Genomic DNA, 23,282 nt, shown 5'->3' with positions numbered 1-23,282 from the left:
AAAGGGGGCATAGCCCCCTTTTCGATACGGCAAGACTACAAGCCGTCAGCTCCTCAGCCTTCAGAGGCCTCGGCAGCCGGAGCTTCTTCTTCGACGAACTCGTCGCCAGCACCAGCATTGCTCTTGCCATGCAGCACGGCGTCAGCCATGGCGGCGGCATACAGCTTGATGGCGCGAATGGCGTCGTCGTTGCCCGGAATTACGAAATCAACACCCTCAGGGCTGCTGTTGGTATCGACGATGCCGATAACCGGAATACCCAGCTTGTTGGCTTCGGTAATGGCGATGCGCTCATGCTCAACATCGATAACGAAGATGGCGTCCGGCAGACCGCCCATATCCTTGATACCACCCAGGCTGCGATTCAGCTTTTCCAGATCGCGCGAACGCATCAGCGCTTCTTTCTTGGTCAGCTTGGCGAAGGTGCCGTCCTGAGCCTGAGCTTCCAGGTCACGCAGACGCTTGATCGACTGACGGATGGTCTTGTAGTTGGTGAGCATGCCGCCCAGCCAACGGTGATCAACATAGGGCATGCCGGCGCGGGTAGCTTCTTCAGCGATGATCTTGCTGGCGGCGCGCTTGGTGCCGACAAACAGCAGCTTGTTCTTGCCGGAAGCCAGTTTTTCCACGAAGCTGACGGCTTCATGGAACATCGGCATGGTTTTTTCCAGGTTGATGATGTGAATCTTGTTGCGAGCGCCGAAAATGTACTTGCCCATTTTCGGGTTCCAGTAACGGGTCTGGTGGCCGAAGTGCGCACCGGCCTTCAGCATGTCACGCATAGAGACTTGGGTCATGATAACTCCATATAGTCGGGTTGGGCCTCCACGCATCCCAGCGTCCAACCCCGAAGGGCACCCAGGACACCGTGTCGATACGTGTGCGGTTTCAGTTTTCGCCTGCCGCCAGCATGCTGACTCTATTCAGGCGGGGCGCTTTATAGCATAGAACCGCACACAAGGAAAGGCGAAGCTGTCCGTCGGAATACCGACGGGTCGCGGTCGGGCTGCCCAATCTGGTACACTTTCGTGCTTAATCCCCTGATCGATGCGCCTGCGGGCGTTACTGCACACGAGAGCTCAGCCATGACTGTAACCATCAAGACCCCGGAAGACATTGCCGGCATGCGTATCGCCGGCCGCCTGGCTGCCGAGGTGCTGGAAATGATCGGTGAGCACGTCAAGCCCGGGGTCACCACCAACGAACTGGACCGCATTTGCCATGACTATATCGTCAATGTGCAAAAAGCTATCCCAGCCCCACTCAACTATGGTGCAGCACCAGGGCGGCCAGGCTTTCCCAAGTCGATCTGCACCTCGCTCAATCACGTGGTCTGTCACGGCATTCCCAACGACAAGCCACTCAAGAGCGGCGACGTGCTGAACATCGACGTGACCGTCATCAAGGACGGCTACCACGGCGATACCAGCAAGATGTTCTCTGTCGGCGGAGTGCCGGAGTGGGCCGAGCGCCTGTCGCGGGTCACCCAGGAATGCCTCTATAAAGGTATATCGGTGGTCCGCCCAGGTGCCAGGCTTGGCGATATCGGCGCGATCATCCAGGAGCACGCCCATGCCAACCATTACAGCGTGGTGCGCGAATATTGTGGCCACGGCATCGGCAAGGTCTTCCACGAAGACCCCCAGGTACTGCATTACGGCCGTGCCGGCACCGGCCTTGAACTCAAGGAAGGCATGACCTTCACCATCGAACCGATGATCAACCAGGGCCGCCCGGAAACCCGCCTGCTCGGTGACGGCTGGACCGCCATCACCAAAGACCGCAAGCTGTCGGCCCAATGGGAACACACCATTCTGGTCACCGCCGACGGCTACGAGGTTCTGACCCGTCGCCAGGAAGAGACTTTCCAGTAATACCTGCTCAGGGCGTGCCAGTGGACAACGAACTTTTCGACCCCGGCCAGTTTCAGGCGGAACTGGCCCTGAAAAGCAGCCCCGTCGCTGCCTTTAAGAAAGCCATACGTCAGGCTGACAGCGTCCTGCAATCACGCTTTGAAGGCGGGCGCGACATCCACAAACTGATTCACGAGCGCGCCTGGGTCACCGACCAGATTCTCCAGCAGGCCTGGCAACGCCTGCCCTGCGCCAACGACCCGGGCATCGCCCTGCTGGCCGTCGGCGGCTATGGTCGCGGCGAACTGCATCCGCATTCGGACATTGACCTGCTGATCCTGCTCAAGGATAGCGACGAGCCCTTCCGCGACAGCATTGAGCAGTTTCTGATGCTGCTCTGGGACATCGGCCTGGAAGTTGGTCAGAGCGTGCGTAACGTGACCGAATGCGCCGAACAGGCCCGGGCCGACATCACCGTGATCACCAACCTGATGGAGTCGCGCACCCTGCATGGCGATGAGCAACTGCGCCAGGCGATGATCGCCACCATCAGCGCCGGGCACATGTGGAGTGACGCCGAATTCTTCCGCGCCAAGCGCGCCGAACAACAGGCCCGCCACGCCAAGTTCAACGACACCGAGTACAACCTCGAACCCAACGTCAAAAGCTCCCCGGGCGGGCTGCGCGATATCCAGACCATCGGCTGGGTAGCACTGCGTCACTTTGGCACCAACGATCTGCGTGAACTGGTCGAGCGCGGCTTTCTCAACGAAGCCGAGTACACCATTCTAGCGTCCGGACGGGCCTTTCTCTGGCAGGTCCGCTTCGCCTTGCACATTCTCGCCGGACGCGCCGAAGATCGTCTGCTGTTCGACCACCAGCGCACCCTGGCCAGGCAGATGGGCTATGAAGACAGCGACAGCAAGCTGGCGGTCGAACGCTTCATGCAGAAGTACTTCCGGGTAGTGATGTCACTGTCGGAGCTCAACGACCTGCTGATGCAGCATTTCGAGGAGATTCTCCTGCGTGATGCCGAGCATGCCGACATTCAACCGCTCAATAGCCGGTTCCAGATCCGCGATCACTACATCGAGGTTACCCAGCCGCAGGTGTTTCGCCGCACCCCCTCGGCCTTGCTGGAAATTTTCCTGCTGATGGCCCAGAACCCACAGATTCGCGGGGTACGAGCCGACACTATTCGTCTGCTGCGTGACCACCGGCATCTGATCGACGACGCTTTTCGCGCCGACATCCGCAATACCAGCCTGTTCATCGAATTGTTCCGCTGCAAGGAAGGTATTCACCGCAACCTGCGACGGATGAACCGTTACGGCATCCTTGGCCGCTATCTGCCGGAGTTCGGCAAGATCGTCGGCCAGATGCAGCACGACCTGTTCCACATCTATACCGTCGACGCCCACACCCTGAACCTGATCAAGCACCTGCGCAAGCTCGGACGCCCGGACTATCAGGAAAAATACCCACTGGCCTGGAAGATCTTCTGCCGCCTGCCCAAACCCGACCTGCTGTACATGGCCGGGCTGTATCACGATATCGCCAAGGGCCGGGGTGGCGACCACTCTGAACTCGGCGCGGTGGATGCCGAAGCCTTCTGCCAGCGCCACCATCTGCCAGCCTGGGATACCCATCTGGTCAGTTGGCTGGTGGAAAATCATCTGGTGATGTCGACCACCGCCCAGCGCAAGGACATTTCCGACCCACAGGTGATTCACGACTTCGCCGTGCAGATGGGCAACCAGGTACGCCTGGACTACCTCTACGTGCTGACCATCGCCGACATCAACGCCACCAACCCGACACTGTGGAATTCCTGGCGCGCCTCACTGCTGCGCCAGCTCTATACCGAGACCAAGCGCGCACTGCGCCGTGGCCTGGACAACCCACCGGATCGCGAAGAACAGATCCATCAGACGCAGCAGGCGGCGCTCGACATTCTGGTGCGCAATGGCATCGACGAAGACGACGTCCAGGCCCTGTGGACCCAGCTCGGTGATGACTACTTCCTGCGCCACACCGCCAGCGACGTAGCCTGGCATGCCGAGGCGATCATCCAGCACCCGGCCAGTCTCGGGCCACTGGTACTGATCAAGGAGACCGCCCAGCGCGAATTCGAGGGTGCTACCCAGGTATTCATCTATACCCCGGACCAGAATGACCTGTTCGCCGCCACAGTCGCCGCGATGGACCAGCTCAACCTGAGCATCCAGGACGCCCGGATCATCACCTCGACCAGCCGCTTCAGCCTCGATACCTATATCGTACTGGACGCCGACGGCGGCTCGATCGGCGACAACCCCGAACGCATTCGCCAGATCAAGCAGGGGCTGATCGAGGCACTATCCAACCCCGACGACTACCCCGCGATCATCCAGCGCCGGGTACCACGTCAGCTCAAGCATTTTGCCTTCCCGCCGGAAGTCACCATCTTCAACGACCCGGCAGGCCAGCACACCATCCTTGAGCTCAGCGCTCCAGACCGCCCTGGCCTGCTGGCACGCATGGGGCGGATTTTCCTCGACTTCGACATCAGCGTACAGAACGCCAAGATCGTCACCCTGGGCGAGCGGGTCGATGACGTCTTTGTACTTACCGGCGCCGATAACCAGGCGCTGTCCGACCCGCAACTGTGCCAGCGCCTGCAGCAAACCATCGTCGCCACCCTGAGTGACAGCAACGGCAGCGCCCCCCCGCGCCAGATAACCATTTGAGGACCCCGCGGATGAATCACGACTTGCAACGTCTGCAGCCCTACCCGTTCGAGAAACTGCGGGCGTTGATTGCCGATATCACCCCGAATCCGGCACTACGGCCGATCTCGCTGTCGATTGGCGAACCCAAGCACCCCTCACCACCTTTTGTACTTGAAGCGTTGGCCAACAATCTGGACCAGGCCGCGGTGTACCCAACTACAGCCGGACTGCCGCAACTGCGCCAGGGTATCGCCGACTGGCTGACCCAACGCTTTCAGCTCAAGTCCGACAGCCTCAACCCTGCAACCCAGGTGATCCCGGTCAACGGCACACGCGAGGCGCTGTTTTCCTTCACCCAGGCTCTGGTTCAGCGCGACCCGCAAGGCCTGGTGGTCAGCCCCAACCCGTTCTATCAGATCTACGAAGGCGCAGCCTTTCTCGCCGGGGTCGAGCCGCACTACCTGGCCTGTGACACCAGCAACGGCTTCATTCCGGATTTTGAGCAGGTGCCGGCGCAGATCTGGCAGCGCTGCCAGTTGCTGTTCATTTGCACGCCGGGCAACCCGACAGGCGCGGTGATTCCGCTAGCGACCCTACAAAGACTGATTCAGCTGGCTGATCAGTACGACTTCGTGATCGCCTCGGACGAGTGCTACAGCGAGATCCATGCCCCCGATCGAAGTGGCCCGGTAGGTCTATTGCAGGCCTGCGCCGCCATGGGTCGGGACGACTTTGCCCGCTGCGTGGTATTCCACAGCCTGTCCAAACGTTCCAACCTGCCCGGCCTGCGCTCCGGGTTCGTGGCCGGCGACGCCAGCCTGCTCGGCCCCTACCTGCAATACCGCACCTACCACGGCTGTGCCATGCCGGTGCAGACGCAGCTGGCCAGCCTGGCCGCCTGGCAGGACGAAGCCCACGTCGAGGAGAACCGCCGCCAGTACCAGGCCAAGTTCGATGCCGTACTGGATATCCTTGGCGACATCATGGACGTGCAGCGTCCAGACGCCGGTTTCTACCTGTGGCCACGCACCCCGATCGATGACGAAAGCTTCTGCAAGCGCCTGCTGGCCGAACAAAATGTCGCGGTTGTGCCTGGACGTTACCTCTCACGCGATGTTGACGGGTATAATCCTGGCGCCGGCCGGGTGCGCATGGCCCTGGTTGCGCCGCTGGATGATTGCATCGAGGCGGCCCAGCGCATTCGCCAGTTTCTCGGGAGCCTGACCCCATGATCACCCTGTACGGCATCAAGGCCTGCGACACCATGAAAAAAGCCCGCACCTGGCTCGACGAGCGGGGTGTGAACTACCAGTTCCATGATTACAAGAAAGAAGGTATCGACGCCGAACGGCTGCGAGCCTGGTGCGATGAGCACGGCTGGGAGAAAATCCTCAACCGTCAAGGCACCACTTTCCGCAAACTGGAAGATGCGGACAAACAGAACATCGACACCGACAAGGCCGTAGCCCTGATGCAGGCCAACCCTTCGATGATCAAAAGACCGGTACTGGATACCGGCGACCAGCGGCTGGTCGGCTTCAAACCCGAGTGGTATGCCACCGCCTTCGACTGACACTCCATGCACCAGCATCCAAGGAATCACCCATGAGCGAATGTTTCAGCCTGGCCTTTGGCATCGGTACCCAGAACAGCGCCGGCGAATGGCTTGAAGTCTACTATCCGCAACCCCTGCTCAACCCCGAACCGGCCCTGGTCAAGGCCGTCTCCGAACAGGTCGGTTACACTGGCGGCAACCAGGCCATCAGCCTGCAACCCAGTCAATGTGGCGCTTTGGGCAAGGCCATGGCCGCTGCCGGCTACGCAGAAAGCGGCGCCCTGATCGCCCAACTGGAAACCAGCAATCGCCCGCTGGTGGTCACCATCCTGGCCAGCGACGAAGCACCCAGCTCCACCCCCGAGGCCTACCTCAAACTGCACCTGCTCTCGCACCGGCTGGTCAAACCGCACGGGGTCGTGCTGGCCGGTATCTTCCCGCTGTTGCCGAACGTAGCCTGGACCAATCAGGGCGCTATCGACATCAACGAACTGCCGCAGCGCCAACTGGCCGCCCGTCTTAAGGGTGAAACCCTGAACGTGCACAGCGTCGACAAGTTCCCGTGCATGACCGACTACGTGGTGCCGACCGGCGTGCGTATCGCCGACAGCGCCCGCGTACGCCTGGGCGCCTACGTCGGCGAAGGCACCACTGTGATGCATGAAGGCTTTATCAACTTCAACGCCGGTACCGACGGCACCAGCATGGTCGAAGGCCGTATCTCCGCTGGTGTATTCGTCGGCAAGGGTTCGGACCTGGGTGGCGGCTGCTCGACCATGGGCACCCTGTCCGGCGGTGGCAACATTGTTATCTCGGTCGGCGAGGGCTGCCTGATCGGCGCCAACGCTGGTATCGGCATCCCGCTGGGTGACCGCTGCACCGTCGAGGCCGGCCTGTACATCACCGCCGGGATCAAGATCGCCCTGCTGGATGACGCCGACAATCTGGTCAAGGTGGTCAAGGCCCGTGAACTGGCCAACCAGAACGACCTGCTGTTCCGCCGCAACTCGCAGACCGGCGCCATCGAGTGCAAGACCAACAAAAGCGCCATTCAGCTCAACGAAATGCTCCACGCGCACAACTGAGACGTCGGCAGCACGTTTTCAGCTGTGACACAAAAAGGCCCGCACCTTCCAGTGCGGGCCTTTTTTGCTGCGTGCTATTAACGTAACAGCCGCTGCACCATCTGCGCCGCCGCAACCATTCCGAACGTCGCGGTCACCATGCTCACCGCACCAAAACCACCGGCGCAGTCCAGCCGCACCCCCTCACCGACAAAGGACTTCTGCTGGCACACCGTGCCGTCGGGTTTCGGATAGCGCAACTGCTCGGTGGAATACACGCAAGGCACGCCAAAGCTGCGCTTGCTCTCGGCCCGCGGGAAGTTGTGGTCACGACGCAACAACGAACGCGCCTTGGCCGCCAGCGGATCGTTGACGGTTTTTGACAGGTCGGCGACGCTGACCTTGGTCGGATCAATCTGCCCACCAGCACCGCCGGTGGTGATGATCGGGATCTTGCGCCGCCGGCACCAGGCGATCAACGCCACCTTGGAGGCGACACTGTCGATGCAGTCAACTACACCATCGAGATCATCGGTGATGTAGTCAGCCAGTGTCGCCGGGGTCACGAAGTCCATCACCGGGTGCACCTCGCAGGCCGGATTGATCGCCCGCAGACGCTCAGCCATGACCTCGACCTTGGGCCGACCAATCTGCCCGGCCAGCGCCGGCAACTGGCGGTTGGTGTTGGTCAGGCACAACTCGTCCAGATCGATCAGCGTGATCCGGCCTATGCCGGTGCGCCCCAGCGCCTCGGCCACCCACGAGCCCACCCCGCCAATGCCGACCACCGCCACATGGCTTGCCTGCAGGCGCGCCAGGGCTTCACGGCCATAAAGTCGGGCTATGCCACCAAAGCGGGGATCATCAACAGTCATGTGCACCTCGAAATTCCAGGGCCGGCAGTATACCAGCGCGCCACGTACTGATCATTAAACGCACGACCGCTACCAGCCCAAGATTCATCGGCACTGGCCCGGACTGTCCCGAACTTATCCACAGCACCATCCACAGATCGTGTGCATAACCGCAGGCACAGGACTGTCGCCAGCTCGCCCGGCATGGGACACTAAGGTTTATCCAAGTAAATAATCCAAGCCATGTCCAAAGCCTCCACACCGCCTGTGCGCTTTCATCCGCGCAACCGCCACCAGGGACACTACGACCTGCCCCGGCTGGCCCAGACCAGCCCGGCTCTGGGCCGCTGGCTACGCACCAACCCAAATGGCGAACCGAGCCTTGACTTTGCCGAACCCGAGGCGGTCAAGGCACTCAACCGCGCCCTGCTGACACACTGGTACGCGCTGCGCGACTGGGATATTCCCCATGGCTACCTGTGCCCACCGGTACCTGGACGCGCCGATCTTATCCATTGCCTGGCCGACCTCCTAGGCGAAAGCCACAACGGCACGATTCCGACCGGCCCAGGTCTGGTCGGTCTGGATATTGGCACCGGTGCCAACCTGATTTACCCGCTGATCGGCACGCATGAATACGGCTGGCGTTTCGTCGGTAGCGACATCGACCCGACGGCGCTCGCCAATGCCCAGCGACTTGTCACCGCCAACGCCTTGCCAACAGCGGTCGAGCTGCGCCAGCAGTCAGCCCCCCAGAATATCCTGCACGGCATCATCGGCGCCGACGAGCGGTTCGACTTCAGCCTCTGCAACCCGCCATTTCATCCCAGCGCCGCCCAGGCCCGGGATGGCAGCCGACGCAAATGGCGCAACCTCGGCCAACCCGGCCGGGCACAGCGCGAGCCGCTGCTCAACTTTGGCGGTCAGGCCAACGAGTTGCACTGTCCAGGGGGCGAAGCCGGGTTTCTCGGGCGCCTGACCGAGGAAAGTGCGGCCTTCGCCCAGCAGGTGTTCTGGTTTACCGCGCTGGTGTCCAAGGCTGCCAGCCTGCCGGCATTACAGGCGCAGCTACAGCAGCTTGGTGCCCGCGACGTCCGGATTGTGCCAATGCACCAGGGCCATAAGCACAGTCGCCTGCTGGCCTGGACCTTTCTGGACAAGAAACAGCGCCGCTGCTGGCGCCGCGAGCGCTGGCCACAGTCCGGTGAATAAATCACGACGGCGGCCGGGTCTGTTATCATTGCGGCCTGTCCAACGCCGCAAGTGACCGTACCGATGACCGACCTGTCCCCCACCCTGTCCCTGGCCTGCGAACTGATCAGCCGCGACTCCACCACACCTGACGATGCTGGCTGCCAGCAATTGATGGGCGAGCGCCTGGCAGCCATTGGCTTCCAGCTTGAGCCCATGCGCTTTGGCGAGGTCGATAACCTCTGGGCCCGGCGCGGCAGTCAAGGTCCGGTACTGTGCTTTGCCGGGCACACCGACGTCGTACCGACCGGTCCACTGGAGCACTGGAGCAACCCGCCGTTTCAGCCGCGGATCGTTGACGGCATGCTGCATGGGCGCGGTGCAGCCGACATGAAGGGCAGCCTGGCAGCAATGGTGGTGGCAGTCGAGCGGTTTGTGGCCGCCCATCCGAACCACCAGGGCTCGATCGCTTTTCTGATCACCAGCGACGAGGAAGGCCCTGCCACCGACGGTACGGTCAAGGTGGTGGAAACGCTCAAGGCCCGCAACGAGCAGGTCGACTGGTGCATCGTTGGCGAGCCATCGAGCACTGAACTGGTAGGTGATGTGGTCAAGAACGGCCGACGCGGTTCACTCAATGCCCGGCTGCTGGTCAAGGGCAAACAGGGTCATGTAGCCTACCCACACCTGGCGCGCAACCCGATTCACCTGGCCGCCCCGGCGCTGGCTGCTCTGGCGGCTGAGACCTGGGACCAGGGCAACGATTTTTTCCCACCAACCAGTTTCCAGATCTCCAACCTCAACAGCGGCACCGGCGCCACCAACGTGGTACCCGGCGAGCTGGTCGCCCTGATCAACTTCCGCTTCTCCACCGAATCCACGGTCGAAGGCCTGCAAGCACGGGTACGGGCAATCCTCGACCAACACAACCTGGAATACGAACTGGACTGGAACCTGTCCGGTCTGCCGTTCCTGACCGAGCCGGGCGCGCTGCTCGATGGCATCGCCGCCGCCATTGAACAGGTGACCGGGCGCACCACCCAGGCCTCCACCTCCGGTGGCACCTCCGATGGGCGCTTCATCGCCACCATGGGAACCCAGGTGGTCGAGCTGGGGCCGGTCAATGCGACCATCCATCAGGTTGACGAACAGATCAGTGCCGCCGACCTGGAGACCCTGACCGACATCTATCAGGCCACCCTGGAACGGCTGCTGGGCTGATGCTGAGTCTGATCTGTCCACTGTGCCACAGCGCGCTGACTCAGCAGGAGCGCCAGTGGCGCTGCTCCAACCAGCACAGTTATGACCAGGCGCGTCAGGGCTACCTGAATCTGTTACTGGTCCAGCACAAGCGCAGCAAGCAGCCTGGTGACACACCGCAGATGCTGGGCTGCCGCCAGGCCTTTCTCGATGCCGGCCACTATCAGCCGGTCAGCGAGCAGATCAATCAGAGCCTGGCCGCGCATACCCCGGCCAGTCTGCTGGACATGGGTTGTGGTGAAGGTTATTACACGACCCGGTTACAGCAGGCCCTGCCAGATGCAGCCATAGCCGGGCTGGACATCAGCAAGGATGCGATCATCAAGGCCTGTCGCCGCAGCAAGTCGGTCCAGTGGCTGGTCGGCTCCAGCGCACGCCTGCCGGTCGCTGATGCCAGCCTGGACGCATTGTTGTGCGTGTTCAGCCCCTGGTCCTGGGACGAATGTCTGCGCACGCTCAAACCGGGTGGCCGAGTATTGCTGGTCGGCCCCCAGGCCGAGCATCTGCTGAGCCTGCGTGAATCGCTGTACGACCAGATTCACCCGACCCCGGACCTGATCCGCGACTGTCCCACCGGGCTGGAGATCGTCAGCGACATGACCCTGCGCTATGCTTTGAACCTGAACCCGGCCGACCTGGCCAATCTGATCGGCATGACCCCTCACGGCTTTCGCAGCCAGCCCGAGCGCCAGCAGGCGCTGATCGAGGCCGGCATCGAAGGACTGGAGGTGGCCATGCGTCTGGTCATGCTGCAACGCCGCTAAGAGGACCACCCGTGCGCCAACCGGATATCGAGATCTACCTGCGTGAAGACCATCTGCCCGCTCTGCTCGACTGGCTGGGTAACCTCGGCCAGTTGCAACAGACCAGCACCAGCGGACGAGCCAGCCTGGAACTGAACGGTGTGCGCATCCCGGTATTGATCGTGCGCAAGGCCGCAGGCAAGTGGGCAAGCATCTGGTTCGACAGTGACCAAACCCCTTGGGCCACCGACACCGATTGCGCCCGTGCCGTGTTCGCCGCGATTGGTCAGGAAGTACGTTGCTCGGTGGGGGGCTGGTCCGAAGACGATGGCGAAGACGATGCTGATCGCTGGCTCAGGGTCAATGCCGAGGGTGAAAACGAGTTTATCTGGGCGATGCAGAACTAAGCCTGCGCAGAGCCCTTTGTGCCTTTCCAGAGCCGCAAACCTGAAGAATCAACGCACACAGCCAGCCTCCAACGCTACAGCGTCAGATAGCCGTCCTGGAAAGGAAAAAGGCTGCCCGATTGCTCGAACAGCCTTTATCTTCAGAGCTTGGTGACGTCTTCGGCCTGAAGACCCTTCTGCCCCTGGGTCACGGTGAACTCCACCTTTTGACCTTCAACCAGGGTGCGGTGACCATCACCACGGATGGCACGGAAATGCACGAAAACATCCGGGCCGGATTCACGCTGAATAAAACCAAAACCTTTGGCATCGTTGAACCACTTGACGGTCCCGAGCTCGCGTTCAGCCATTACCACAATCTCCACAACTGCCTTATAGGTACACGCTGTCCGAAGGAGCAGCACTGTCGACGCTCCATATCAACCTGTACTTCAAGCCCGTGTGCCTGGCGCAGATGCGGTCGTGCTCAACTGGGCGAGGGGCAGCCATAAGCCTGGCCGCGCCTCACATAGAAGGGTGTTATTAGAGGCCGTACCCCCGATTCTAGCCAAACCCAATGCCGGTGCAAGTGGTTTTTATGCCCAGACAGAGGCCCTGCCGGCCAGATCACTGACCGGCACGAGCCCACCTCGTTACTCGTCAACAGCAGTGCGAATGATATCGGCCTGGCGCTTGTTGAGGTTTTCCATCTGCCCGATACCGATCTGAAACGCCCAGCGCGAATCGGCATTGACCCGGATCTGTTCGGACTCGGACGGCTCCTGTGCAAAGCTCTCGATCACTACCCAGTAGCGGCCGGCGAGCTCATACAGGGCTGCTTGCAGCTCGGTACCGGCCCAGGTGGTGACGGTCATGCGCAGTTTTGGCTGATCCAGCTCCAGGCTATCACGCAGAGCCACACTCTGAGCGCGCAGATCAAGCAAGGCCAGAACCATGCTGTTGATCCAGCGCTCATTACCCTGCTGCTGCTCTGGAGCCAGGTCAGCGATGCGGAAGTTGTAATCGCCCTCGCTGGCCTTTTCGAGCGCCAGCACATCACCATCGGCATGGGCCCAGCGGGCACTGGCCGCAAGCTCCATCGGCAACTCGACCACCTTCAGATCAAGCCAGTCATGGCTGCTCAGCGACATGCCCAGCGGCCGGCTGAGCAACCAGACCTGATCCTGCCCTGCAAAGCGCATCAACTGACCACTGCCGGCGGCTTCACCAAAGATCAGCCCCAACTGGTTGTCACCAGCGCCCAGCATGACTTTCAGGCTGTTATCACCACTGGCCTGATCATCCAGCCCGAGCCGGGCATGATGCTCCGGGTTGGCGGTCTTGGCTTCCAGAATCCGCGCACCACGCAAGGCAGTCAGAAGTGCTGCCAGGCGCTCGCGCAGCACCGGAAACTGATCATGGACCGGCACACCCCAGCCTTCCTGATCACGACGCAGCTCAACCACCTGGTCAGCTCGTGCCAGGCTGATCCATTCAGCCTGCCCCAACAACGCCAATTGGGCCTCATCAAGCATGGGCCGGCTTTGCAGATCGGCCACCCGGTCACTGCTACGCATTTGCAGAGTCAACGCCACCAGCACCAGACTGACGATGGCAGTGACGATTATCAGCTTGTTACGCATATCCGCCCTCCCCTCAGGCCTTGCGCCGCCAGCGACCGATCAGCCACCAGCCCAGCATGCCGAGGCTGAGCAACAGCGGCACCAGACCGATGTTGATGACCTTCAGCCAATTGCCCAGGCGCTCGATGTCGGCATTGAGCTGGAACCGGACATCACGCAGCTGCTTACGGATTTCCAGTTTGTCGTCGAGAAAACGCTGGATCGCCTCCTGCTGCTCACTGCTCAGCTCAGTCAACTGAGTGGGATCCTGATTTTGCTGCAGCTCGGCCAGACGCCGCTCGGTCTCGGCCAGTTGCTGCTGCAAGCGCTGCTCGCTGGCGCGAAACCGCCGCTCAGCCTTGCGCTGCAGGTCCTGTACCACAGTGAACGGACGGCTGAAGTCGCCGCGTGAGCGCACGCTGATCAGCGCCTCGGAACCGGACAGGTTGTCCAGCGCGTTGATCAGGAAGCCACCATTGTCGGCCCAGGGCTGTGGAATACGCTGACCAAAGAAGTCCTGCACCTGCACCCACATCCGATCGCTGAGCAGATCGGTGTCGGCCACCAGCAACACATTGATGTTGTCAGCCTCCGTCAGCACTGGTTCACGCCCTTCCAGCCCTTGCGGGTAGGCAGTGCTGGCCGGCCCTTGCAGGCGAGCGGCAAAGTGATAGATCTGCTCATCGGCCTGGAAACCATTGAGCAGCGCTTCCGGGTCTTGCAGGGTGGCAAAGCGGCTACTGTCGACCAACGCACTGCTCGCGGTACTTGAGAGCAGCGGCATGAACCGGGTACTGGCACCCTCGATCGGCTTCAGCGCACCACCGGTGGCAATGGTCAGCAACTGCAGTGGAGCGGTCACGGTGTCTTCGCTATCACGCTGGGCCTGTTCCAGCTCCAGCCAGCCAATATGCCGAGCCGGCAATTGGCCCTGGCCGCGGCTGACCGACATGCCCAGGCGGGTGTCGACCACCACCTTCTCCAGATCGTAGTCCACCCCCCAGGCCGCCAGCAGCGGGCCCAGGTCAGAAGCACGGCCGTCGGCCATACCTTCGATCATGGCATCAGTGCTGATGTCCATTTCCGCATAGGGATCGATAAAGCTCAGCAAACGGCCACCACGCAGCACAAACTGATCCACCGCAAACAGTGCCGACTCGGTCAGCGACTTGGGATGAATCAGCAGCAGCACCTCGATGTCCTCAGGTATCTCATCCAGATCAGGTTCCAGGCTCTGAATGGTGAACAGCTGGCGAATCTGCTCCAGCACGGTCCACGGCGGCATGGGCTGGCCGCTCATTGGGTTCATCCCACCACCAATGGGCAGACCACTGATCAGGCCGATTTGCGGTTTCTCCGGCTGCGACAGGCTGTTGACAAGACGGCTCAGCTCATACTCGAGCAGGCCTTCCTGTTCCAGGGTGAAGAACGGAATGATTTCACGCTGGGCCAGGCTGTTGGTACCGGCCAGGCCGAAGTACAGCTTGTCACCGGTCTGACTCAACGGAATCGCCTGCAAACCGAATTCGGCCGCGCGGTCCTCAGCCTCCGAGAACGGTTGCGGATCAATGATCTGCAAGCGCAGCTTGCCGCCGGCTACCCGCTCATATTCCTTGAGCATCTCCTCAACCCGGCGTGCGTAGTTGCGCAGCATCACCATGTCCTTACTGGCACGGTCGGAGAAGAAGAAGTACAAGGTGATCGGCTCGTCAATATCACGCAGGATCTGCCGGGTTCCATCGGAGATGGTGTAGAGCTTCTGCTCGGTCAAGTCGAGCCGGGCACCGGTCAGCAACACGCTGGAGGCCATGTTGAAGGCAAGGAAGGCCAGCAGCAGTACCAGCAGGCCGGTACCGGAATACATCAGTCGTTTCATGTCGATCTCCTTTGCCTCAGTCGGCCTTTTTCAGGTCGATGACGATTGCCGTGGCCAGCAGCCAGACGGCCATCAACGAGATGAAATACAGCAGGTCACGCAGATCCAGAACGCCCTTGCTGATGGCATCGAAGCGAATCAGGAAGCTGAGTGAGGCAATGGCGTCCAGCAGCCACTGGGGAGCCCAGCCGCTGAACAGATCAAGCAGTAGCGGAAAGCCACTGACGATAAAGATAAAGCACACCACTACGCTGACGATGAAGGCGATCACCTGGTTCTTGGTCAGCGCCGAGATGCACGAACCAATCGCCAGATAGCCTCCCGCCAACAGCCAGCTACCCAGATAACCGGTAAAGATCGCACCATTGTCCGGCGAGCCCAGATAGTTGACGGTAATGATGATCGGGAACGTCAGCAGCAGAGCGATGCCGATGAATACCCAGGCCGCGAGGAACTTGCCCAGCACCATGTCGGCGCGTGACACCGGCAGGGTCATCAGTAGCTCGATGGTGCCTGACTTGCGCTCCTCGGCCCACAGGCGCATGGCCACGGCCGGTACCAGAAACAGATACAGCCAGGGATGGAAGTTGAAGAACGGCACCAGATCGGCCTGACCGCTTTCATAGAAGCCACCCAGATAAAAGGTGAATACCGCCGACAGTACCAGGAAGATGACAATAAAGATGAACGCCAGCGGGGTGGCGAAGTAGCTGCCCAGCTCGCGCTTGAAGATCACGCTCAGGTTATTCATGCGGCCTCCCCCGCGGTCAGACGGCGGAACACTTCATCCAGACGGCCCCGCTCGACCGACAGTTCCTTGACCGGCCAGTTGTGGCTGCGCGCCAGCTCACCAACCGCCGGGAAGATCACCGCACCAGGCTGAGCCAGCACGGTCAACAGTTGCCCTTCGCGCTGCTGCTCGATCTCGACCACCCCGGGCAGGCTCAGCAATGGCTGGGTATCGACCGGTTGCTGCAGTTCCAGGGTCACCGCCTGGTGGTAACGTGAACGGGCTTCGAGTTCATCCGGTGTGCCGTTGGCCAGCAACTTGCCGCGACCTATGATCACTGCCCGGGAACAAACCGCGCTGACCTCTTCGAGGATATGCGTGGAAATCACCACGATCTTGTTACTGCCTTCAGCCAGTTGCTGAATCAGTCGGCGTACCTGATGTTTCTGGTTCGGGTCCAGGCCATCTGTGGGCTCGTCGAGAATCAACACCTTGGGGTCATGGAGGATTGCCTGGGCCAAACCAACCCGGCGCTTGAAGCCTTTTGACAGGGTTTCGATACTCTGGTTGAGCACACCCGCAAGTTCCACCTGCTCTACCGCGTGTGCCACGCGCTGGTGCTTCTCAGCCCCCTTGAAACCACGTACCTCGGCAATGAATTCAAGAAAGCGTTTGACCCGCATGTCGCCGTAACAGGGCGCGCCTTCGGGCAGGTAGCCCATCTCGCGTTGGGCCTGCAGGGTCTGGGTCTGGATATCATACCCACACACCGTGGCGCTGCCGCCGTCCGGGGTAAGAAATCCGGTGAGCATTTTCATGGTGGTGGATTTGCCGGCACCGTTCGGGCCGAGAAATCCGAGCACTTCTCCCGGCTTGACGTCAAAGGACAGGTTGTCCACTGCAACGTGCTCGCCGAAGCGTTTGGTCAGGCTGTTTATGCTTATCATGGCCTCTGTTCCCCCAATATTTATGCGGCCACCCCCGCGGCCGCTTGGTGCGTCGACTGGGTGCTGATACTGGAGGGAATAGACCGCAACAGGGCCTGCAGGTTCGTCGCACGGCCACAGTTCGCAGGCAGCTTGTGGCTCCGAATCGTAGAAGCGACGCCGCAGGCGCCCCTGAAGTCTGTCCCGTATCGTGCACACGGCCAGCCAACGCGGGCTACGCAGCACACTACCCGGAGATACGCGCAGCGACGCCCAAGGTGGTGACTATATGGGCCCAGTGCCGGTCATTTCAAGCGCTGTCGCGCCAGCAATACGCCAGCCAAGCTGTAACAAGAGATTAAAACCGCTAAAATTCGCCCTGCACCCATGAACGACAGCTGTGCTGTCCTGCATACCGAGAACCTGATGTCCGCCGCCTATTCATCGTTGTTCGGCCGTTTGCGCTTCGGCCTGCTCCGTCGTTTGCTGTATCTCTGGGCCCGCTCCGAGGTTATCGGCAATTCTGCGACCAGTCCCGGATTGGATTCCGGGCGCCCGATCATCTATGTCCTGCCCTACCGCGCGCTGTCCGACCTGCTGGTACTGGATCGCGAGTGCAGCCGTGCGGGCCTGCCCCGGCCTGTGCGAGCGCCCGATGCCAGCCTGGACGAAAAGGAAGCCCACCTGTTTCTCAGCCGCGAACAGGTGTGGCTCGGCCGCCCCGATCCGCGCGGCCAGTCACCCCGCCTGCTCAGAGTGCTGGATGCAGTCGAACAGCAGCGCGTAGAAGACGTGCAACTGGTGCCGGTCAGCGTGTTCTGGGGCCAGTCCCCGGATGTCGAATCCTCGGCTATCAAATTGCTGTTCGCCTACAACTGGGCGGTTGGCGGGCGCTTGCGCAAGTTTCTGGCCATCCTGTTGCATGGGCGCAAGATTCGCGTGCGGTTCGGCTCGCCGCTGTCCCTGCGCCAGCTGGTGGCCGAAGACCTCGGCCATGCTCGCAACGTGCGCAAGGTCAATCGCCTGCTGCGGGTTCACTTCCAGCAACAGCGCCGGGCCGTAGTCGGGCCCGACCTGTCGCACCGCCGAACCCTGCTCAAGGGCCTCCTGCACGCCCCGCTGGTCCGCGAAGCAATTGCCCGCGAGGCCGAGGAAAAGGGTATCGATGAAGCCAAGGCGCAGCAGCAGGCTGCCCGCTACGCCAACGAGATCGCCTCGGACTTCACCTACACCATCATCCGCTTTCTGGAAGTGGTGCTAAGCTGGTTCTGGAACAAGCTCTACGACGGCATCCGCATCAATCATATCGAGCGGGTCCAGGAGATCGCCCAGGGCAACGAGATCATTTATGTGCCCTGCCATCGCAGCCATATCGACTACCTGCTGCTGTCCTACATCCTGTTTCGCAACAGTCTGACGCCGCCACATATCGCCGCCGGCATCAACCTCAACATGCCGATCATCGGCGGCATTCTGCGCCGTGGCGGAGCCTTTTTCATGCGCCGCAGCTTCCGCGGCAACCAGCTCTACACGGCGGTATTCAACGAATACCTGCACACCCTGTTCAGCCGCGGCTTTCCAACCGAGTACTTCATCGAAGGCGGGCGTTCACGGACCGGCCGGACGCTGAACCCGAAAACCGGGATGCTGGCAATCACGCTGCGCAGCTTCCTGCGCTCCTCACGCCGGCCGATCATGTTCGTACCGGTCTACATCGGTTATGAACGGGTGCTCGAAGGCCGTACCTATCTGGGTGAGCTGCGTGGCCAGGCGAAGAAAAAAGAGTCATTCTTCGACATTTTCCGGGTGCTGTCGGCGCTCAAGCTGCCATTCGGCCAGGTCGCGGTCAATTTCGGCGAGCCCGTGCCCCTGGCCAGATTTCTCGACCAGCAGCAACCCGGTTGGCGCGAGCAGACCCACGGCCCGGACTACCGCCCCGAGTGGCTGAACCCGACCACCCAGCAACTGGCACTGACCCTGACCCGGGCGATCAATGCCGCCGCCGACGTCAACCCAGTCAATCTGGTGGCCCTGGTGATGCTCGCCACCCGCAAGCTGGCACTGGATGAAACCTCGCTGGTGCGCGCCCTGGATGCCTATCTGACGTTACTGCGCCAGGTCCCTTACAGCACCAGCGTGAGCCTGCCGGAACTCGACGGCCAGGCACTGATACGTCATGTCGAGGCCATGCAACTGATCGGCCGGCAATCCGACGCTCTGGGTGAGATCCTCTATCTGGACGAACCCCAGGCGGTATTGATGACCTACTACCGCAATAATGTGCTGCACCTGGTCGCCCTGCCGGCGCTGATCGCCGGGCTATTCCTCAACAACGCCCGGCTAGGACGCGAACAGATCACCCGGCTGGTCAGCGCCATCTATCCGTACCTGCAGGCCGAGTTTTTCATCCATTGGGATGAAGCCGAGCTGTCGCAGGTGATTCAGCACTGGATTGATGGCCTGATCAGCCACGGCCTGCTGCGCGAGGAAGATGGTCAGATCGTGCGCCCCGACCCCAGTTCAGGCGAATTCGTGATGCTCACCCTGCTGGCCCGCAGCCTGCTGCAGACCCTGGAGCGCTTTTACATGGTCGCCGCCCTGCTGCTTGACCATCCCAACGGCAGCCTGGACGCCGAGCAACTGGAAAGCCTCTGTTCGGTCATGGCCCAACGCCTGTCGATTCTGCACGGGCTCAACGCGCCGGAGTTCTTCGACAAGACCCTGTTCCGCCAATTCATCCAACGCCTGACTGAGCTGGATGTGCTGTACAGCGACGAAACCGGCAAGCTGCGTTACCTGCCAGAACTGGAGGATATTGCCGAGAACACCGCCAAACGGGTATTGAGCGCCGAAATTCGTCTCTCCATTCGGCAGGTAGCGCGCAGCTCCAAGCCCGCTTGAGGCCTTATCTAGGGTCAGGCCAGGCGCTGCTTGCCGTAGATATCGTAACGACTGGACTGCCCACTTAGTTGGGCACTGGGGGCCGGCCCTTCAATCGCCGGGGCCTTGCGCGGACGCTTGACGGCTACCCGATGACTAGCCAGCGTCAGGGCCGCACTCAGCAGTGCCGGGGCATCCAGATCATCGCCCGCCAGCGGCCGGAACAGGCGCATCTCCTTCTTCACCAGCGCCGACTTGTCGCGGTGCGGAAACATCGGATCCAGGTGAACCACCTGCGGCACCTCATCAGCCCAGGCCGTCATCAAGGCAATGGCATCCCCTTCGATCAGCCGCATCCGGGCAACGATCTGCGCCACCTCGCCACCGGCCTGCCGGGCTCGCTCCAGACCATCAGCCAACAGCGCAGCAATAATCGGCTGCCGCTCAATCAGCGTCACCTGACACCCCAGTGCCGCTAGGACAAAGGCATCACGCCCGAGCCCGGCAGTGGCATCGACAATCGTGGGGCGAACCGAGCCCTTGAGCCCAGCCGCCTTGGCCACCATCTGCCCGGTTCCACCGCCAAACTGGCGACGATGGGCCAGAGCGCCCTCAACAAAGTCCACCCGGACCGCCCCCGGCGCACCCGGTGCGGTATCACACAGGCTCAGACCATCCTCACCCAGACACAGCAACAACCCCTGGGCAACATCCGCTGCCGCCCGGCACTCCAACTTCAAACGCTGGGCCAAGGCTTCGGCGGCTGGACGCTGGGCTGCCGATTGCCAGCCGACAGCGATACGGTATTCAGTTGTTTCAGTCATGATGTTCCTAAAAAAGTGCATCCTGCACAGGCATCTCGGCCAGCTCAAGCTCGCCCGGCCAGGCCGGCATTGGCAGCAGATCAGGGACCCGCTCGGCCAGACGGGTATGGAACTGGCGCGCCAGTTGCGGCGCCAGCCGGTTATCCGGGGTGTGCATAAACAGCATCGGTACCCGGCCCTGCTCCAGCCATTGCACGCACTTGGCCAGCCAAGGCTCAAGAAACGCCAGGTTCGCGGCATTATCCATACCACCGATAAAACGTACTGCTGGCTGTTCACTCAAGGCCAGAGCATGTACCGGCAGGCGCGGCTTGCGCTCCTTGGCTTCACGGGTGGCCGGATCGTCAGCCGTACTGGCAAAGACCGCCCGGCTGTCGAAGATCAGCCGCTCGATGCCACGCTCGTGCAACTGCCGATTGAGCTGGCGTTCGGTCTCGTCCTTGCGAAAGAAGTCGGCATGCCGCACTTCCACCGCGTAACGCCAGGCACTGGGCAAGGCGTCGAGAAACGCCAGCAACTCAGCCAGTGCCGTGGGCCCAAAGCGCGCCGGCAGTTGCAGCCAGATCGGCCCCAGACGCTGCTGCAACGGCGCCAGGCGCTGAAAAAAACGCTGCAGTTCGCTGGCGTGCGGGTCGAGCCGGGCGCCGTGACTGATCTCGCGCGGCAGCTTGGCGCAAAACCGGAAGTCGTCCGGCAGCAGTTCAGCCCAGCGTGCTACCGTAGCCTCACATGGCAAGGCGTAAAAGGTGGTATTGCCTTCGACCGCACCAAACACCTGGGCATATTGTTGCAACCGCTGATCAGCATCGGCGTCGCTGCGATACAGACTACCCAGCCAGCCGGTCTCCGCCCATAGCGGGCAGCCCAGCACAATGCGTGGTGGCGGACAAAGACTCACGACTCAGGCGTAGGTATCGATACCGAAAATACCCGATTCCTCGGCGTCGACCGGCAGATTGGCAGTGAACTGATAGCTGGCCAGGGCCTGATTGGCCTTGCCAAACGTCGGCTCAGCACTATCACGACGCGCCGGAATGTATTCGGCATTGGCACTGGACGCATTGACCGGACGACTGGCTAGCGCCTTGACCGGCTCAACCGGTGCCGCCGGGGCCGTTTGCCCGGCACGCGCCGACTCGCTGTTGGCCTGGGGGGCCACAGGGCGATTGACGCGCTCCGGGAGCGCATTGAAGGGCGAGAAACCGTCCAGGCGCATGGATGAATAATCCAATTGATATTGAAACTAGGGTATCCGCCTTGGCCGCACGCTGCAAGAGCCCCAGGCGGCGGCATGAGCAGCGCTACTGCTGTTTGGGCGTTGCTACCTGATCACGCAGATACACCGGCTGGGCATCGGCGGCATCCAGCCAGTGACCTGCCTGCCAGTCAGGCATGGCCAGATCGAGCAGGTCTTGCGCATCGGGCAACATCTGCGGCCACTGACGTTCGGCCTGGACCGCCAGACGCTCGGCATACTGCCAGCCAGTACCAGCCCCACCCTGCAGCACCAATTCGGCGGGTTGGCTGACCTGCTCCGGCGCACAAACCCGCTCCTCCCCCTGCAAGCGCATAACGCCCTGCTCAAGCCGATAGCAGCCCCAGTACACCTCATCCATGCGCGCATCAATGGCGGCAGCGACCTGTTCAACTCCGTGCTCACGGTATGCCCGCTGTGCCAAAGCGGCCAGATTGGACACACCAATCACCGGCTTGCCGATGGCGAAAGCCAGGCCCTGCACCATGCCGGTGGCAATCCTCACCCCGGTAAAGGCACCCGGCCCGCGGCCGAACACCAGACAGTCGACCGCGGACATGCCTATCCCGGCCTCGGCCAGCAACTCCTCGATCATCGGCAGCAGGCGCTGGGCATGCAAACGGGGAATGATCTCGAAGCGGTGGTAGCGCTGGCCGTTATGCAGCAGCGCAGCCGAGCAGGCTTCGGTGGCGGTATCGATGGCAAGCAAGGTAGTCATGGGTAGTCCGTGTGACGAGTCAGGCGCGATTGTAGCCAAAACGAAAAACCCGCGCGACCGTGAGGTGGCGCGGGTTTATCAACTGCCGGTGCGGGCGATCAGCCCAGTGCGGCAATCACTTTGGCTGTGATCTGCTCAACGCTGCCAACCCCTTCCACCATGGAATAGTTCGGCTTGCCCTGGGCTGCGGACAGCTTCTGATAGAAGTCGACCAGCGGTTTGGTCTGGGTATGATAGACCTCCAGACGCTTGCGGACGGTGGCTTCCTGATCGTCTTCACGCTGGATCAGATCTTCACCGGTGACATCGTCCTTGTCAGCGACCTTCGGCGGGTTGTGCTGAACATGGTAGACCCGACCAGAACCCGGGTGCACCCGACGGCCAGACATGCGAGCCACGATTTCTTCGTCTTCAACGGCGATTTCCAGCACGTTGTCGATTTCAATTCCGGCCTCAACCAAGGCTTCGGCCTGGGGAATGGTGCGCGGGAAACCGTCAAACAGGAAACCCTTGGCGCAATCATCCTGAGCGATACGCTCCTTGATCAAGCCAATGATCAGGTCATCAGACACCAGCCCGCCGCTGTCCATCACTTCCTTGACCTGCTTGCCCAGCTCGGTACCAGCCTTGACCGCTGCACGCAGCATGTCGCCAGTCGAGATCTGGGGGATATCGAAGCGTTGGCAGATGAACTGGGCCTGAGTGCCCTTGCCCGCGCCGGGGGCGCCCAAAAGGATCACGCGCATATTGAACTCCTCGTCTAACTGAAATCTGGGGGCCGCCTGCGGCTCAGAGCCGGAGGCTGGCGGCACCAGCGGGCGGGCTCTGGGAACA

The 23,282-nt window shown here is 61.5% G+C and carries 22 protein-coding genes; 10 read left to right on the top strand and 12 right to left on the bottom strand.

Annotation, left to right across the window (positions count from 1 at the left end; all coding sequences use genetic code 11):
* Positions 1-53 precede the first annotated feature (53 nt).
* On the bottom strand, positions 54-797 hold the full coding sequence (gene rpsB / locus C2846_RS06765; protein ID WP_080048130.1) for a 30S ribosomal protein S2: 744 nt from the start codon (positions 795-797) through the stop codon (positions 54-56).
* Between the two features lie 288 nt (positions 798-1,085).
* Between rpsB and map the strand changes: the two genes are divergently transcribed.
* From map to dapD, 5 genes are read left to right on the top strand one after another with little or no spacing between them, the layout of a single operon-like run.
* A complete protein-coding gene (gene map, locus C2846_RS06760; protein WP_080048131.1) occupies positions 1,086-1,874 on the top strand; it encodes a type I methionyl aminopeptidase in 789 nt (262 codons plus the stop codon).
* A gap of 14 nt (positions 1,875-1,888) precedes the next feature.
* Positions 1,889-4,582, top strand: coding sequence for a [protein-PII] uridylyltransferase (locus C2846_RS06755; RefSeq protein ID WP_119701034.1), 2,694 nt, complete (start codon positions 1,889-1,891; stop codon positions 4,580-4,582).
* Between the two features lie 11 nt (positions 4,583-4,593).
* A complete protein-coding gene (gene dapC, locus C2846_RS06750) occupies positions 4,594-5,796 on the top strand; it encodes a succinyldiaminopimelate transaminase (RefSeq protein WP_119701033.1) in 1,203 nt (400 codons plus the stop codon).
* A complete protein-coding gene (locus tag C2846_RS06745; protein WP_095623967.1) occupies positions 5,793-6,137 on the top strand; it encodes an ArsC family reductase in 345 nt (114 codons plus the stop codon). Before dapC ends, C2846_RS06745 begins: the two co-directional genes overlap by 4 nt.
* A 32-nt stretch (positions 6,138-6,169) precedes the next feature.
* Entirely contained in the window at positions 6,170-7,204 is a 1,035-nt protein-coding gene (dapD, locus tag C2846_RS06740) for a 2,3,4,5-tetrahydropyridine-2,6-dicarboxylate N-succinyltransferase (protein ID WP_119701032.1), read from the top strand.
* A 77-nt stretch (positions 7,205-7,281) separates the two neighbouring features.
* On the opposite strand, the gene tcdA is transcribed toward dapD, so the two are convergent.
* Positions 7,282-8,058, bottom strand: coding sequence for a tRNA cyclic N6-threonylcarbamoyladenosine(37) synthase TcdA (tcdA, locus tag C2846_RS06735; RefSeq protein ID WP_119701031.1), 777 nt, complete (start codon positions 8,056-8,058; stop codon positions 7,282-7,284).
* Positions 8,059-8,280: 222 nt separating this feature from the next.
* Here tcdA and rlmF point away from each other — a divergent pair, with 222 nt between their 5' ends.
* The 4 genes from rlmF to C2846_RS06715 all read left to right on the top strand — a co-directional run bounded on the left by rlmF (position 8,281) and on the right by C2846_RS06715 (position 11,638).
* Positions 8,281-9,249, top strand: coding sequence for a 23S rRNA (adenine(1618)-N(6))-methyltransferase RlmF (gene rlmF / locus C2846_RS06730; RefSeq protein WP_119701030.1), 969 nt, complete (start codon positions 8,281-8,283; stop codon positions 9,247-9,249).
* 63 nt (positions 9,250-9,312) lie between these two features.
* Entirely contained in the window at positions 9,313-10,449 is a 1,137-nt protein-coding gene (gene dapE / locus C2846_RS06725) for a succinyl-diaminopimelate desuccinylase (protein WP_119701029.1), read from the top strand.
* Positions 10,449-11,252 carry a putative RNA methyltransferase gene (locus C2846_RS06720; RefSeq protein ID WP_119701028.1) on the top strand — a complete coding sequence of 268 codons (804 nt, stop codon included), beginning with the start codon at positions 10,449-10,451 and terminating at the stop codon, positions 11,250-11,252. Before dapE ends, C2846_RS06720 begins: the two co-directional genes overlap by 1 nt.
* Positions 11,253-11,263: 11 nt before the next feature.
* Positions 11,264-11,638: a hypothetical protein gene (locus C2846_RS06715; protein ID WP_119701027.1), complete on the top strand. Its 375-nt coding sequence runs from the start codon at positions 11,264-11,266 to the stop codon at positions 11,636-11,638.
* Positions 11,639-11,778: 140 nt separating this feature from the next.
* Here C2846_RS06715 and C2846_RS06710 read toward each other — a convergent pair whose 3' ends face one another.
* From C2846_RS06710 to C2846_RS06690, 5 genes are all read right to left on the bottom strand, one after another.
* On the bottom strand, positions 11,779-11,988 hold the full coding sequence (locus C2846_RS06710; RefSeq protein ID WP_095623974.1) for a cold-shock protein: 210 nt from the start codon (positions 11,986-11,988) through the stop codon (positions 11,779-11,781).
* 282 nt (positions 11,989-12,270) lie between these two features.
* Positions 12,271-13,260, bottom strand: a complete 990-nt coding sequence (locus C2846_RS06705; RefSeq protein ID WP_119701026.1) for a DUF4340 domain-containing protein — start codon at positions 13,258-13,260, stop codon at positions 12,271-12,273.
* Between the two features lie 13 nt (positions 13,261-13,273).
* A complete protein-coding gene (locus C2846_RS06700; RefSeq protein ID WP_080048144.1) occupies positions 13,274-15,115 on the bottom strand; it encodes a GldG family protein in 1,842 nt (613 codons plus the stop codon).
* 16 nt (positions 15,116-15,131) lie between these two features.
* Positions 15,132-15,866, bottom strand: coding sequence for an ABC transporter permease subunit (locus C2846_RS06695; RefSeq protein ID WP_080048145.1), 735 nt, complete (start codon positions 15,864-15,866; stop codon positions 15,132-15,134).
* On the bottom strand, positions 15,863-16,792 hold the full coding sequence (locus tag C2846_RS06690; RefSeq protein WP_119701025.1) for an ABC transporter ATP-binding protein: 930 nt from the start codon (positions 16,790-16,792) through the stop codon (positions 15,863-15,865). Before C2846_RS06690 ends, C2846_RS06695 begins: the two co-directional genes overlap by 4 nt.
* A gap of 405 nt (positions 16,793-17,197) precedes the next feature.
* Between C2846_RS06690 and plsB the strand changes: the two genes are divergently transcribed.
* Positions 17,198-19,672, top strand: a complete 2,475-nt coding sequence (gene plsB / locus C2846_RS06685) for a glycerol-3-phosphate 1-O-acyltransferase PlsB (RefSeq protein WP_119701148.1) — start codon at positions 17,198-17,200, stop codon at positions 19,670-19,672.
* Positions 19,673-19,686: 14 nt separating this feature from the next.
* On the opposite strand, the gene C2846_RS06680 is transcribed toward plsB, so the two are convergent.
* From C2846_RS06680 to adk, 5 genes are all read right to left on the bottom strand, one after another.
* Positions 19,687-20,475: a class I SAM-dependent methyltransferase gene (locus C2846_RS06680; RefSeq protein ID WP_119701024.1), complete on the bottom strand. Its 789-nt coding sequence runs from the start codon at positions 20,473-20,475 to the stop codon at positions 19,687-19,689.
* A gap of 7 nt (positions 20,476-20,482) precedes the next feature.
* On the bottom strand, positions 20,483-21,373 hold the full coding sequence (locus C2846_RS06675) for a DUF72 domain-containing protein (RefSeq protein ID WP_240638158.1): 891 nt from the start codon (positions 21,371-21,373) through the stop codon (positions 20,483-20,485).
* A 3-nt stretch (positions 21,374-21,376) separates the two neighbouring features.
* Entirely contained in the window at positions 21,377-21,691 is a 315-nt protein-coding gene (locus C2846_RS06670) for a hypothetical protein (protein WP_119701023.1), read from the bottom strand.
* Between the two features lie 85 nt (positions 21,692-21,776).
* Positions 21,777-22,448 carry a tRNA (adenosine(37)-N6)-threonylcarbamoyltransferase complex dimerization subunit type 1 TsaB gene (tsaB, locus tag C2846_RS06665; protein ID WP_119701022.1) on the bottom strand — a complete coding sequence of 224 codons (672 nt, stop codon included), beginning with the start codon at positions 22,446-22,448 and terminating at the stop codon, positions 21,777-21,779.
* Between the two features lie 98 nt (positions 22,449-22,546).
* Entirely contained in the window at positions 22,547-23,194 is a 648-nt protein-coding gene (adk, locus tag C2846_RS06660) for an adenylate kinase (RefSeq protein WP_119701021.1), read from the bottom strand.
* Between the last annotated feature and the right edge of the window lie 88 nt (positions 23,195-23,282).

Origin of the sequence: Pseudomonas jilinensis, from assembly GCF_003586265.1 — a bacterium.
In the GTDB taxonomy this organism is placed as follows: domain Bacteria; phylum Pseudomonadota; class Gammaproteobacteria; order Pseudomonadales; family Pseudomonadaceae; genus Halopseudomonas; species Halopseudomonas phragmitis.
Note: the sequence above shows the minus strand (reverse complement) of the source record. Positions and strands in the feature narration are given on the sequence as shown.

Bases quoted from the DNA above. Each gene is read 5' to 3' on its own strand.
- rpsB (WP_080048130.1), bottom strand. From the start codon at position 797: ATGACCCAAGTCTCTATGCGTGACATGCTGAAGGCCGGTGCGCACTTC.
- map (WP_080048131.1), top strand. From the start codon at position 1,086: ATGACTGTAACCATCAAGACCCCGGAAGACATTGCCGGCATGCGTATC.
- dapC (WP_119701033.1), top strand. From the start codon at position 4,594: ATGAATCACGACTTGCAACGTCTGCAGCCCTACCCGTTCGAGAAACTG.
- C2846_RS06745 (WP_095623967.1), top strand. From the start codon at position 5,793: ATGATCACCCTGTACGGCATCAAGGCCTGCGACACCATGAAAAAAGCC.
- dapD (WP_119701032.1), top strand. From the start codon at position 6,170: ATGAGCGAATGTTTCAGCCTGGCCTTTGGCATCGGTACCCAGAACAGC.
- tcdA (WP_119701031.1), bottom strand. From the start codon at position 8,058: ATGACTGTTGATGATCCCCGCTTTGGTGGCATAGCCCGACTTTATGGC.
- rlmF (WP_119701030.1), top strand. From the start codon at position 8,281: ATGTCCAAAGCCTCCACACCGCCTGTGCGCTTTCATCCGCGCAACCGC.
- dapE (WP_119701029.1), top strand. From the start codon at position 9,313: ATGACCGACCTGTCCCCCACCCTGTCCCTGGCCTGCGAACTGATCAGC.
- C2846_RS06720 (WP_119701028.1), top strand. From the start codon at position 10,449: ATGCTGAGTCTGATCTGTCCACTGTGCCACAGCGCGCTGACTCAGCAG.
- C2846_RS06710 (WP_095623974.1), bottom strand. From the start codon at position 11,988: ATGGCTGAACGCGAGCTCGGGACCGTCAAGTGGTTCAACGATGCCAAA.
- C2846_RS06705 (WP_119701026.1), bottom strand. From the start codon at position 13,260: ATGCGTAACAAGCTGATAATCGTCACTGCCATCGTCAGTCTGGTGCTG.
- C2846_RS06700 (WP_080048144.1), bottom strand. From the start codon at position 15,115: ATGAAACGACTGATGTATTCCGGTACCGGCCTGCTGGTACTGCTGCTG.
- C2846_RS06695 (WP_080048145.1), bottom strand. From the start codon at position 15,866: ATGAATAACCTGAGCGTGATCTTCAAGCGCGAGCTGGGCAGCTACTTC.
- C2846_RS06690 (WP_119701025.1), bottom strand. From the start codon at position 16,792: ATGATAAGCATAAACAGCCTGACCAAACGCTTCGGCGAGCACGTTGCA.
- plsB (WP_119701148.1), top strand. From the start codon at position 17,198: ATGTCCGCCGCCTATTCATCGTTGTTCGGCCGTTTGCGCTTCGGCCTG.
- C2846_RS06680 (WP_119701024.1), bottom strand. From the start codon at position 20,475: ATGACTGAAACAACTGAATACCGTATCGCTGTCGGCTGGCAATCGGCA.
- C2846_RS06670 (WP_119701023.1), bottom strand. From the start codon at position 21,691: ATGCGCCTGGACGGTTTCTCGCCCTTCAATGCGCTCCCGGAGCGCGTC.
- tsaB (WP_119701022.1), bottom strand. From the start codon at position 22,448: ATGACTACCTTGCTTGCCATCGATACCGCCACCGAAGCCTGCTCGGCT.
- adk (WP_119701021.1), bottom strand. From the start codon at position 23,194: ATGCGCGTGATCCTTTTGGGCGCCCCCGGCGCGGGCAAGGGCACTCAG.